Source organism: Arthrobacter sp. efr-133-R2A-63 (assembly GCF_030209795.1).
Lineage (GTDB): Bacteria > Actinomycetota > Actinomycetes > Actinomycetales > Micrococcaceae > Arthrobacter > Arthrobacter bambusae_A.
In genome coordinates this window covers 14,190-26,447 of record NZ_JARVRG010000024.1, presented here as the reverse complement: position 1 = coordinate 26,447, position 12,258 = coordinate 14,190, and the positions used below count along the sequence as shown (strand labels likewise).

Below are 12,258 nucleotides of genomic sequence, written 5' to 3'. Positions count from 1 at the left end.
ACAGAACGTATAGTGGCCACGCTCAGAGCAAGGCGTTTGTGGGATTTGATCGACATACTGCTGATTGAGAGCATTTTGCTCATTGTGCTCAATGCTTCAATGGAGAGGTAGACGTCGAAGTACAGCGCCGCTGCTGCCCCGCTCCAGCCGGCCGTTCCCCGCCGGAAGGAGGCAGCATGCCCAGGCTTGCCCTGCGGTTCTCGACGCAGACCCTGCTCCTCCAGCTCGGCGTCGTTGTCCTGGTGGTGCTGCTCAGCGGCACCGTGCACGCATGGCTCGTCTACGGCCGGATCGGCACGGAAGCAGAAAACCAGGCACTGACTTTGGCGCGCACCGTGGCCTCGGATCCGGCGATGCGTTCCCAGGTCGAAGCCATCAGCAAAGAGCAGGGAACCCCACCCGCCACGGTTCTCTCGGCCGGCCCCATCCAAGCGGCCGCCGAGGCTGCAAGGAACCGCACCGGGGCTTTGTTCGTGGTGGTCACCGACGAAACCGGCCTGCGGTTGGCGCACCCGGACGTGGTGCGGCTCGGCGAACGGGTCAGCACCGATCCCTCGGACGCCCTCTCCGGGAAGGAAGTCACCACCAGGAATACCGGCACCCTGGGAGCGTCCGCGGGAGCCAAGATCCCGGTATTCGCCCCGGGTTCCACAACCACCGTGGTGGGCGAAGTCAGCGTCGGCTACTCCATGGAGTCGCTCGGCCAAAGCCTTGCAGAGGACATCGTTCCCATCGCCTTGACCGCGGCGGGTTCCCTCCTGGTCGGCGTCCTGGCGTCCTTCCTCCTCCGCCGCCGTTTGCAACGCCTGACCCTGGGCCTCGAGCCCGAAGAGATCAGCACCCTCGTACACGACCAAGTGGCCGTGCTTCAAGGCGTGGACGACGGCGTGATCGGCATTTCCGCCGATGGCCGCATCACGGTTTTCAATGCCGCGGCGAGGCGGTTGCTGGGCATGCCGGAAGGCTCGGAGACTCCCGGCTCTCCCACAGCGGCGGGCACCGATTGGGAGCGGTCGCCCGTCCCGTCGCAGCTCAAGGCCCTCACCCAACCCTCTGCGCACGACGCCGAAGCCGTGGAAATCGTCGCGGGCGGCCGGGTCTTGGTTGCCAACGCCCGCAAGGCGCTGCACCGCAAAGAGGATCTCGGCTGGGTGGTCATGCTCAGGGACCGCACCGAGCTGCAGCAGCTGACACGCCAGCTCGACGCCGTGGGCACCATGTCCGCCGCGCTCCGGGGCCCAGCGCCACGAATTCGCGAACCAGCTCCACACGATCGCCGGCTTCATGAGCATCGGCCAACACGGCCAGGCCAAGGACTATCTCGCCAGGATCTCCGCCACAGGGCCGCTGAAATTTCCCGTGCAGCAAGCCGAGCTCCTCCAGGATCCGTATTTGCAGGCGTTCGTCGGCGCGAAAAGCGTGGAGGCGGACGAGCGAGGGGTGGCATTGCGGATCGGCCCGGAGACCCTGGTGCGGGAGCACGTCACCGAACCGCAGGACGTCACCACGGTGCTTGGCAACCTGATCGACAATGCCGTCAACGCCGCCGTCGACGGCTCTTCGATGCAACGCTGGGTAGAGCTTGAGCTGCTTGACGAACCGGGGCCCGACGGCGGCACGCTGCACATCGTCGTCGCTGACTCCGGCGACGGCCTAGGCAGCGTCGATCCGGAAAAGGTTTTCGTGGAGGGGTTCACGACGGCGGAGCCTGCGGAAGGCGGCATCGCCAGGGCGGGTGGGCAGGGACTCGGCCTCGCGCTAGTCCGGCAGCTCGCCCGCCGTCGCGGTGGTGACGTGCGCGTCCTGGACCCGGGCTCGCCTGGCGGGCCAGGCGCCGTCTTCATGGCCACGATGCCGAAGGTGACCGGAGCACCGGACGATGCCCCTCGAGCGGTACCCGCACCCGTGGCCCAACGACCCGCAACCGAATTCAAGGAAAAACAGCAATGAGCGAAGACTTCAGGGTGTTGATCGTCGATGACGATTTCCACGTCGCCAAGCTCCACGCCGCCTATGTGGACTCCGTGGCCGGTTTCCTGGCCCTGGCCCCGGTGGGATCCACGGCGCAGGCGTTGCAATCCGTCCATAGCCTGCGGCCGGACCTCGTGTTGCTGGACGTTTATTTGCCGGACGGTTCGGGCCTGGACCTGCTGGGGCAACTCGACGTGGATGCCATGATGTTGACCGCAGCGTCCGACGCCGTGTCCATCAGGACAGCATTGCGTCGCGGGGCCCTGGCGTATCTGTTGAAACCGTTCACCGCCGAGTCGCTGTCGCAGCAATTGCGTTCCTATGCCAGATACCGGCGTCTTCTCGGCCGGCAGCACGCCGTGGACCAGGACACGATCGAACGGGCCAAGCGGGCGCTCATCGCCGGTGACGTCGCACCGTCGGGAAAGCCGCGTTCCGCGACCGAAGCATCGGTGCTGGAGTCCTTGGCACCGGGGGAACAATACTCGGCCACCGAAGTGGCGGAACGCGTGGGGGTCTCGCGCGCCACGGCGCAACGGTACCTGTCCTCGCTCGCCGACGATGGCGCCGTCGAGATCCAACTGCGCTACGGGAGCACCGGCCGGCCGGAACACCGCTACGGCGTCCCCGCGCGGCTCTCCCCAAACTAGCCCGGCAACCCAAGTAGCCCGCCAACCCAACTGACTCGCAGTAGATGCCGTTATGAGGCGTCAAAACGACACCTACTGCGAGTCAGTTGGGCTGCTTAGGCGCTCTTTTGGGCTACCAGTTCGATTTCGACCAGCATTTCCGGGTCGAGGAACGGCAAGACGTGGACCAGGGAAAGGGTGGGCCGGATCTCGCCGAACACCTCGCCGTGCGCGCGGCCGGCGTCTTCCCACTTGCTGATGTCGGTCAGGTAGAGCTTGGACTGCACGACGTCCTCGTAGTCGAACCCGGCGTCGGCCAGGACCGCGCCCAGTTTTTCGAGGACGTATTTGGTCTGCGAGTAGAAGTCGTCGCCGACGATGCCATCAGGCCCGGACGCCGCCGTGGCCGAAATGAAGAGCGTGTTGTCCACCTGGACCGCACGGGAATATCCAAGGGTCTGTTCCCAGACCGAGCCCGTGCCGAATGTCTTGCGCATGCCGCGCCTTTCTCAGTTTCCGCACCCGGCCCGATAGCCGGGGTTTACGAGGAAACTTTATGGCTGGCGGACATCCTGCCGGTAAACGAACAGTTTTATGTCGGTCCCGGGAACAAACCAATCACGCTCCGGTTCCCTCTCGAATCCGGTCTTGGCGTAAAGGGCGTTGGCGCTTTCCCACGTTGCGCCCGTGGTGAGGGAAACGGCGTTGATGCCATCCATGGAGCGGGCTTGGTCGACGACCGCCTGCACGAGGGCGCGTCCCGCACCCGAGCGCTGAACCTCCGGATCCACTACCAAGGTGCGCATTTCGAGTTCGTCCGGAAGGCCAATGTCCGAAAAATCGCCTCCGGCCTTGGCCGACGTAACGGAACCGATGATCCGGCCATCGCGCTCGGCAACGAAAACGTCGGCGTACCGGGCGCGCCCGGCCACGTCGCGCAGCTTCTCCAAGTAAGGGTGGTCCGGGCTGCCGTAATAGCCAGCGGTCACGTAAGACGCCATCGTGATACGGGCTACGGCGTCGTAGTCTTCGGGCAGGGCGGGACGGACGGTAATCTGCGAATGCACTGATCCATGGTAGTCGGGTCTGCGGGGGCCGGGACGCCAAAGCAGCGTTTCCGTGACCGAACTATCACCGTTGCACCCAACGCCCGCTCAGATACAAGTGAGCGAGCGACGGCGGAACACCCCACATACGTGAGCGAGCGTTTGAACATGTCGAACAAGGTTCCACCAGGCTGGCGCGGCCGAACGCCCAGAACGCCCCGAACGACCAGGACCACCCGTACGCCCAGAACGACCTTAGAGCGGGAACTTGCCCGAGAGCTCGAGGGTTCCCGCGCAGGTCCACGCTTCAAGGCGGTCCGCGTCAGTGGGGCCTCCGTCAAGCGGGCTGGTCAGCCGTGGGCGGCGGACCCAGCATCCTGCTTCCTCGGCGATCAACGCGCCCGCCGCGTAGTCGTGCTCGTTGAGCCCGCGTTCCCCGAAGGCGTCGTGGGTTCCATCGGCCACGAGGCAGAGATCCAACGCTGCGGAGCCGAGCCGGCGAAGATCGGCGAAGCCCTCCATCAGGTTGCCGAGCCCGGCGAACTGTTCGGCCCTCGTGGCGGGATCGTAGCTGAACCCGGAGGCCACGATCAGTCCCGTGCGGCCCAGCAGGGGTCCGCTCAGCTGGCTGCGCTGCCCGTTTTCCTCAAGCCATGCTCCGTGGCCACGTGCCGCAGAGTAGATGCGCCCCAGCGCGGGGGCGTTGACGACGCCGGCCAGCCAGACGCCGTCGGCGTCCGCGACAGCCACGGACGTGGCGTAATAGACGATGTTGCGGATGAAGTTGGTAGTGCCGTCGAGCGGATCGATCGACCATCGGTAGCCGCTCGGCTGATCGGGCCGGGTGGTGCCGTGCTCTTCGCCCGTGATGGTGTCATGCGGGCGGGCAGCCGTAATCGCGGCCCGCACAGCGTTCTCCGCCGCGACGTCGAAGGCCGTCACCCAGTCGCCGGCGTCGCCTTTGTTCACGACGCCGAGGATTCCCGCCGAGTTGGGCCCGGCCGGCCGGGCGGCGAGTACCTCCGCTCCTGCCGCAGCTGCCGCACGGGCGACCGCGAGAAGGTCCAAGGCATCGGCCGTCATTCGGAGGATTCCGTTTCCGCAGCGGTAGCGGCCGCTAGCGCGACGGCGGCGCCCTCGTCATCCGGTGCGGCGCCAGCGGCAGGTTCCAGGACGCCGTCGAGCAATGCCTTGAATCCGTCCTCGTCCAACACCCGGATGCCGAGCTGCTCTGCTTTGTCCAGCTTGGAGCCCGCGTTCTCGCCGGCCACGACGTAACTGGTGTTCTTGGAAACCGAGCCGGCTGCCTTGCCGCCCCTGAGGATGATGGCTTCCTTGGCTTCGTCGCGGCTCAGCGTGGGCAACGAACCCGTCACCACGATGGTGAGGCCTTCCAGGTTCCGCTGGATGCCGGCGTCGCGCTCGTCAACCATGCGCACGCCGGCGGCGGCCCAGCTATCAACGATTTCCTGGTGCCAGTCGACGGCAAACCATTCCTTGAGCGCCGCGGCAATGGTCGGTCCCACCCCGTCGACGTTGGCCAGTTCCTCTTCCGAGGCGGCCCGGATGGCGTCCATGCTGCCCAGTGCCGTGGCCAGGGCCCGGGATGCCGTGGGGCCAACGTGCCGGATGGACAAGGCAACAAGGACGCGCCACAGTGGTTGCGTCTTGGCCTTCTCAAGCTCCTTGAACAGTTTGTCCGTGGTGGCTGTGGGTTTGGACGGGGTCTTGGCGGTGGCCTTGGAATAGAAGTAGGGCACCAGTTCGAACGTTCCCGTGCCTACGCCCTTGGAGCGCTTCTCGCGGTGGATGCGGACCTCCGCGAGGTCCTCCGGCGTGAGGCTGAACAACGCCGCCTCACTGCGCAGGGGCGGAGTTTCCGGTTCGGCGGGCTGGGTGAGGGCGATGGCTGCTTCCCACCCAAGAGCCTCAATGTCGAAGGCTCCCCTGCTCGCGACGTGGAAGACACGCTCGCGCAGCTGGGACGGGCACGACTTCGCGTTGGGACAACGGATATCGACGTCGCCTTCCTTCGCCGGAGCCAGCGGCGTGTGGCAGGACGGGCATTCCGTGGGCATCACGAACTCACGCACGGGAGGATCCTGTTGATCGCGCAGCGCCAAGACCGGACCGACGATCTCAGGAATGACGTCTCCGGCCTTCCGCAGCACCACGATGTCACCGATCATGACGCCCTTGGCCTTGACCACATCCTGGTTGTGCAGGGTGGCCATTTCCACGGTGGATCCGGCCACCTTGACCGGTTCCATCACCCCGTACGGGGTGACGCGGCCCGTGCGGCCAACGTTGACCTGGATGTCCAGCAGCTTGGTGTGGACTTCCTCCGGCGGGTATTTATAGGCAACGGCCCAACGTGGCACGCGTGAGGTGTAGCCGAGGGCACGCTGCGTGGCGAAGTCGTCGATTTTGACTACGATGCCGTCGATCTCGTGCAGGAGATCGTGCCGGTGTTCGCCGAAGTGCTTGATGAAGTCCAGGACCTCCTCGAACGAGTCCAGGACCTTCAGGTAGGGGCTGACCGGCAGGCCCCATTCCTCGAGCAGCTTGTACGTCTCCGACTGGCTCGTGGTGTCGAGGCCTTCGCGGGCCCCGATGCCGTGGACGAACATCCGCAACGGACGCTTGGCGGTTTCCGCGGGATCCTTTTGGCGCAGGGAGCCGGCGGCGGCGTTGCGGGGATTTGCCAATGGCGCCTTGCCGGCCTCGATCAGCGCTTCGTTGAATTCCGCGAAAGCCGTGGACGGAATGAAGACTTCGCCGCGGATTTCCACCTCGGACGGAAACCCGCTGCCGCTGAGCTGGCGCGGGATCTCCTTGATGGTGAGCACGTTGTGGGTGATGTCCTCACCCGTGGTGCCGTCTCCGCGCGTGGCGGCACGCACCAGCTTGCCGTCGCGGTAGAGCAGGTTCACTGCCAATCCGTCGATCTTGAGTTCCGTCAGCCACGCAATGCGGGAGGCCGCCGTTCCGAGCTTGTCGACCGAAGCCTCGGCCTTGCGGACCCACGCTTCCAGCTCGTCCAGGGAGAAGACATCCTCCAGGCTGTACATCCTCTGCAGGTGCTCGACGGCCGCGAACGCGGCCGAAACCTCGCCGCCCACTTCTTGCGTGGGCGAATCGTTGGACACGAGCTCGGGATGCAGGGCCTCGAGTTCCTCGAGGCGGCGGTAGAGGGAGTCGAACTCGGCGTCCGAAACCGTCGGGGCATCTTCCTGGTAGTACGCATAGCGGTACTTGCGGACGAGGTCTGCGAGGTTTTCGTACTCTTCCCGTACGGCTTCCGTTGGAACTGCGGTTTCGCTCTCTGCTGTGCTCACGTACCTATCTTGCCGCAAAGCCGCGACAAAATAGGGTCCCCGGATGGGAAGAAGGAATCAGTGCGTGAAGCGGTGGCGGCTCCACAACGCGAAGGCAATGCCGCCGGCCGCCACCAAAAGCACGGCGCCCATAATGGCGATCACAGCGAACATGTCCGAACCCGGCCCTTTGGCATTGCTCACCGCGGCAGCCTGGGTGGCCTTGAGCCCGTCCTGGATGGGGGTATTCCAATTGGACGACGCCGACGGCGAGGGGCTGCTCGTCGTCGGGGTGTCCGTCGGGGTCACCGGGCTGGAGTCCACAGGAGCCTCCGACGGCGCCATGCTGGGTTCCGGTTCGACGGTCACCACGGGGACCGGCTCGGGTGCGGCCGGCGCGGGCGCCACCGGGGCGGGTTGAACGGGTACGACGACGGGTGCCGGAACCACCGGCGCGGGCGGAGCCGGCGCCGGAGGTTTTGCAGGTGGAGCCATGTCGGGAGCAGGATCCGGAGCCGGGTCGGGAGCAGGATCCGGTGCGGGGGCCGGGGCCGGGGCGGTTTGGCTATTCTGAGGAGCCACGAGGGTCTCGGCGTGGGCCGAAAGCATCGGGAAGGCGCACATCACTACAGCCATGGCAATACCCGCGAGGGCAACGGAGAACGGGCGTCGCACGGCGGCACGGGTCGCGCCGCCAGAGCGCGCGGAGGAGCGTTGGGTCATGTTTACCTCTGCAGGACGGCACAGGCCGCCCGGAGTTGGGGTGGTATTGACCGGAATCTTCCTACATAGTCCGGGCGTGTCGCAAATCCCGTTCCCCGAAACCGCCGTCGACAGGAGCCGGTGCGGGCTCCATCGGCGTCGTTCTACGGGGTCCTGGCATCCACCACAATCGCGGTGACATTGTCCCGCCCGCCACTCAGCAACGCCTCCTTGATGAGGGCATCCACCGCGTCCTGGGGCTTTTCCATAGTGCTCAGGATCCGGAACATGTGCTCGTCGCTCAACTCGCCGGTGAGTCCGTCCGAGCAGACCAGTATGCGGTCGCCGTCCTGGATGGGCAACAACCAGAAGTCCGCTTCGTTTTCGCCGCCGGTCCCGAGGGCCCGGGTCACCACGTGGCGGCGCGGATGCACTGTGGCTTCTTCACGCGTGATCCTTCCGGCCTCCACAAGTTCCTGGACTTCCGAATGGTCCACGCTGATCTGCCTGAATTCGCCCCCGCTCAAGCGATACGTCCGCGAGTCGCCGATGTTCGTGACCAGCCAATACGCGACGCCCATATGCTCCGCGACAACCACCCCGGACAGCGTGGTTCCGGCCCGGCCACCCGTGGCCTTCCGGATCTCGGAGTCGGCGGCAAGGATGCACTTCTGCACGACGACGGCCGTCGCCGATCGTACGCCCGCCGCCAATTGCGACATGGTGCCAAGGGTCTGTACGCACAATGCGCTGGCAATCTCGCCTGCCTCATGCCCGCCCATGCCGTCGGCTACCGCGAAGACGGGGTCCACTGCGATGAGCGAATCTTCGTTGAGTTCCCGGCTGAGTCCACGATCCGTCCCGTAGCCACAGGTTACTGTGACTCCCGGCTTGGGGGTGGGCGCTGCGGACTGTGGACTCATCAGTCGAGGACCAGTCCCTTGCCAAGCCCGCGGGCAAGCCGGACAGGAAGAATTTCCCCAAAACCACGAACGTTTTCGGCTGTCTGCGGAACCAGGACGAAGCGTTCGTCCTGGCCCAGCGCTGCTGCCGTCATCTCGTCCACCAGGACCGTGCCGGGTTCAGCCAGGGCCGTCAGGCGGGCCGCCAGGTTGACGGTGGGGCCGTAGATGTCGCCGAGACGGGAAAGGATGCGTCCCCAGACCATGGCCACGCGGGCTTCCGGGAGGATCTCGTCTTCGGTGAATGCCTGGGCGAGCGCCAAGGAAATCTCAGCTCCCGCGGCCGGCGTCTCGGCAATATAGAGGACTTCGTCGCCGACCGTCTTGACGAGGCGGCCGCCACCGATGGAGATGATTTCCGCGCACTTGTTCTCGAAGCGCTGGACCAACTGCGCCAGGGTCTTCTCGTTCATGCGGCGCGACAGGCTCGTGTAGGAGACGAGGTCGGCAAAACCCACGGCGCGTGCCAAGGGCAGCGGTGCGTCGTCTTCGTCCCCTTCGCGGCCGGCCTCGCTGGCCTGTAGACCTGCCTCGGCACGGACGGCCAGGCGCTGCACACCGGCGTTCATCTGGCGGCGCCACGAGTACAACAGGATCTCTTCCATGGCATCCACGAGGTTGGGCAGTTCGTTGACCAACTGTTTGCGTGCAACGGCATCGGGAATGCCTTGCTGCACCACCATGTCTTCGATGAGCGCCTCGACTTGCCACACCACCATGCGGTCGGTCATCTGGCCGATGGCGCGGGTCACGGAAATGGCAGCTTCTTCGGTGAGCTTTCCGGCGCGGACAAGGTCAAGGATGGTGGACAGCGCCCCGAGGTCGCGCTCGGTGAACGCCACGTCCTGGTCGCCGAAATTGGGGAAACCCAGCGCCCGCCAGAGTTTGCGGGCTGACAAAAGCGAGACGCCTGCGCCGGCCGCCACTTCGCGTCGACGGAGTTTGCGTTCGCCGCCCAAAAGCCTGGTTTCAAGGGCTTTGATGGCCACCCGTTCCGCAGACAGGGCGCCGGTGGGAGGGGAAACGACGGGGAGGACCCCCGTTGCCGCTTGGTCCACGGAAGGTTCGGGCACGGCGTCGGGCTCGTGGTCCATGTACTCAGGCTCCTGCTCGTCAACGCTCATCTCTTCCACCTTCTCTCATATCCCAGGGCAACGCGGCATCCGGGTACTCAGCAAAACTGTCAAAATCGCCGGATCCCGGCACCGGGCCGGAGCCGAATCCGACACTCGTCGGAAGCTCGGCCATGGCATCCATGATGAAACTCCGGAACTTGCCGACCTCCGGAACATCCGCGAGGACCGCCTCGCCGGGGTGCCCGGTATCCAAGGATATATTCCCGGAGCGCAATATCCGTTGGAGCAGCGATTGTTTGATGCCCACCCCGCGCACCGCGGCCAACGGCACTTGCCAGTCGCCGCGGCGAAGCATTCCAAAACGGGCAACTATCCGGCCGCTCGTGAGGATGTACCGGATGCCGCGCCAGCGGATGAAGCGCGGGAGGCTGTAGCCGAGCAGCACGATTGCCACGATCACCAGGCACGCCATGACCAACCATTGGGTCCAGTCGCTTGTGATGACCGGCAGCAGCTTGCCCGGCCCGCCCTTGACTATCCAGGCACAGGCGAACGCTGCCGCGGCAGGGACCAGGATGAAGGCCAGGACGGGACCAAAGAGCATCCTGGGCTGCTGCCGCGTGATCACGATGACTTGCTCCCCACGCAGGAGCTCTTTACGCATAACCGCTTTCGGTAGCCCTCAGGTGGACGACGTCACCGGCGGTCACGACGTGCTCGCGACCACCGTGGTCCACCACCAAAAGGGAACCATACTCATCCAATCTGGACGCATGCCCCACCAACTCGTGGTCGCCGGGCAAATGAGCCTTCACCTCGCGTCCCAAGGTGACCATGACGGCTTCCACCCGCTTGTGCAGGGAAGCGCCGCCGGCCAATCCCGCTGTAGGGTCGCCGTCGGCATTGCAGAAGCTGCGGTAGAGCGTCCCGAAGCGGGATAAGTAGTTCCGCAATAGAACGGTGCGGTCCGTGGTGCTTGCACCCTCAAGCAAGAGGGAGGTGGCGGTCGGGACAGGCAATTCATTCTCGCCGAGCGTCACGTTGAGGCCGGTCCCCAGAATCACGGCTGGAACAGACCCGTCCCCCATCGGCCCCATCTGGGCCAGGATGCCGGCAATCTTCTTGCCTCGGACGAGGACATCGTTGGGCCACTTGATCTCGGCGGGCAGGCCTGCGGTTTCCAGGAGGGTCTCCTGCAAGGCCAGCGCGCCCAGGAGGGACAGCCAGGAGTAGCTCTGCGTGGGCACGGGCAGGCCTTGCGCATTGACGGGACGCAGGACGATCGAAACGGAAATCGCCGAACGTTCGGGAGACTCCCAGTGACGGTCGAGACGGCCCCGGGCCGCCGTCTGGTGCTCGGCGGTGAGGACCGCGAGATCGGCCCATTCCTTCGGCTCCGTGGTGACGGCGCGCAGCAGATCAGCGTTCGTGGAGCCGGTGGTCTCCACGATCTGCAATTGCGAAATGCCGGCGGCCGCGAGGAAGTCGGGGTGGAGCAGGGCATCACGGTCCAGGCCCGGGCGCGGGGCACGTGGTTCGCTGCTGGCAGGCTGTTCGACGTCCATAGACAGAATCCTATCCAGCCAGGCCGGTCCCGGAAGAAGTTGTCCGCTCAGAGGAAGATATCCGGCACCAGCTTCTCCTCCGCGGCCCCCAGACTGTAGGGCCTGAAGTCCGAAACACCCGCAGCCCTGAGCACTTCTTCGTCGGTGTAGAAATTGCCTGTATTAATAGCCGAACCGTTGCCCAGGTTTGCTCCGGTCAGGACTGCGTGGGCAGCGTCGGCAATGATGTCCGATCCCCTGGCGGCTTGCACGATCTGCGCTCCGCCCGGCATGTTCCGGATGGCAGCGGTGTCGATCAGCGTGCAGGGCCACAGCGAGTTGACGGACACGCCGTCGTTCTTGAGTTCTTCGGCCAGGCCCAGCGTGGTGAGGCTCATGCCGTACTTGGCCATGGTGTACGCCAAGTGCATGCCGGCCCATTTAGGGTCGAGGTTCAGCGGCGGCGAGAGCGTCAGGATATGGGCGTTGCCCGATTTCCGCAGGGCCGGGAGCGCGAGTTTGGACAGCAGGAAGGTGCCGCGGACGTTGATGTCCTGCATGAGGTCATAGCGTTTCATGTCGATCGCGTCAGTGCGGGAGAGATCTATCGCCGAGGCGTTGTTGACCACGACGTCGATTCCGCCAAAGCGTTCGACGGCGGCGGCAACCGCCGCGGCGACGTCGCCGTCGTTGCGGACGTCCCCTACGAGAGGCAGTGCCTGGCCGCCGGCTGCTTCCAGTTGTTCAGCGGCAGTGAAGACCGTTCCCTGCAGCTTGGGATGCGGTTCTCCGGTCTTGGCCATGATGACGATGTTGGCGCCGTCGCGGGCCGCGCGGGTGGCGATTGCCAGGCCGATGCCGCGGCTCCCGCCGGACATCAGGATGGTGCGGCCCTTCAGTGATCCACGCGCCCGGTAGGGAAGGGCAGGGCTTGCAGAAGCATCGTTGCTTGAGGTCATGAGGACACTGTAGCCCAACGATGTTACCGGTGAGTAACATTGCTTGATGCTC

11 protein-coding genes and 1 pseudogene are annotated in these 12,258 nt (G+C 65.3%); 2 read left to right on the top strand and 10 right to left on the bottom strand.

Annotated elements, in window-relative coordinates; genetic code table 11:
* Window positions 1-176 precede the first annotated feature (176 nt).
* Together QRN45_RS12730 and QRN45_RS12720 are read left to right on the top strand one after the other, a co-directional pair.
* Window positions 177-1,950: pseudogene (locus QRN45_RS12730) on the top strand (sensor histidine kinase).
* Complete coding sequence (locus tag QRN45_RS12720; RefSeq protein WP_078105824.1) at window positions 1,947-2,621, top strand: response regulator; 675 nt, start codon at window positions 1,947-1,949, stop codon at window positions 2,619-2,621. Before QRN45_RS12730 ends, QRN45_RS12720 begins: the two are co-directional and overlap by 4 nt.
* A 95-nt stretch (window positions 2,622-2,716) precedes the next feature.
* On the opposite strand, the gene QRN45_RS12715 is transcribed toward QRN45_RS12720, so the two are convergent.
* The 10 genes from QRN45_RS12715 to QRN45_RS12670 form a co-directional block, all read right to left on the bottom strand.
* A complete protein-coding gene (locus QRN45_RS12715) occupies window positions 2,717-3,097 on the bottom strand; it encodes a RidA family protein (protein ID WP_284763596.1) in 381 nt (126 codons plus the stop codon).
* Window positions 3,098-3,154: 57 nt separating this feature from the next.
* Complete coding sequence (locus QRN45_RS12710; RefSeq protein WP_078105826.1) at window positions 3,155-3,667, bottom strand: GNAT family N-acetyltransferase; 513 nt, start codon at window positions 3,665-3,667, stop codon at window positions 3,155-3,157.
* Between the two features lie 234 nt (window positions 3,668-3,901).
* Window positions 3,902-4,729: an inositol monophosphatase family protein gene (locus tag QRN45_RS12705; RefSeq protein WP_284763595.1), complete on the bottom strand. Its 828-nt coding sequence runs from the start codon at window positions 4,727-4,729 to the stop codon at window positions 3,902-3,904.
* The gene (ligA, locus tag QRN45_RS12700) at window positions 4,726-7,002 is read right to left on the bottom strand and encodes an NAD-dependent DNA ligase LigA (RefSeq protein WP_350309772.1); all 2,277 of its coding nucleotides are present in this window, start codon (window positions 7,000-7,002) and stop codon (window positions 4,726-4,728) included. The genes QRN45_RS12705 and ligA overlap by 4 nt, the downstream gene beginning before the upstream one ends.
* 39 nt (window positions 7,003-7,041) lie before the next feature.
* On the bottom strand, window positions 7,042-7,686 hold the full coding sequence (locus tag QRN45_RS12695; protein WP_284763592.1) for a hypothetical protein: 645 nt from the start codon (window positions 7,684-7,686) through the stop codon (window positions 7,042-7,044).
* Window positions 7,687-7,829: 143 nt separating this feature from the next.
* Entirely contained in the window at window positions 7,830-8,588 is a 759-nt protein-coding gene (locus QRN45_RS12690) for a PP2C family protein-serine/threonine phosphatase (protein WP_502870716.1), read from the bottom strand.
* Window positions 8,588-9,751, bottom strand: coding sequence for an adenylate/guanylate cyclase domain-containing protein (locus QRN45_RS12685; protein WP_078105831.1), 1,164 nt, complete (start codon window positions 9,749-9,751; stop codon window positions 8,588-8,590). The genes QRN45_RS12690 and QRN45_RS12685 overlap by 1 nt, the downstream gene beginning before the upstream one ends.
* Window positions 9,741-10,367 carry a PH domain-containing protein gene (locus QRN45_RS12680; RefSeq protein WP_241707930.1) on the bottom strand — a complete coding sequence of 209 codons (627 nt, stop codon included), beginning with the start codon at window positions 10,365-10,367 and terminating at the stop codon, window positions 9,741-9,743. Before QRN45_RS12680 ends, QRN45_RS12685 begins: the two co-directional genes overlap by 11 nt.
* Window positions 10,360-11,268, bottom strand: a complete 909-nt coding sequence (locus tag QRN45_RS12675) for a biotin--[acetyl-CoA-carboxylase] ligase (protein ID WP_241707931.1) — start codon at window positions 11,266-11,268, stop codon at window positions 10,360-10,362. Before QRN45_RS12675 ends, QRN45_RS12680 begins: the two co-directional genes overlap by 8 nt.
* Window positions 11,269-11,315: 47 nt before the next feature.
* A complete protein-coding gene (locus QRN45_RS12670) occupies window positions 11,316-12,206 on the bottom strand; it encodes an SDR family oxidoreductase (RefSeq protein ID WP_241707932.1) in 891 nt (296 codons plus the stop codon).
* Between the last annotated feature and the right edge of the window lie 52 nt (window positions 12,207-12,258).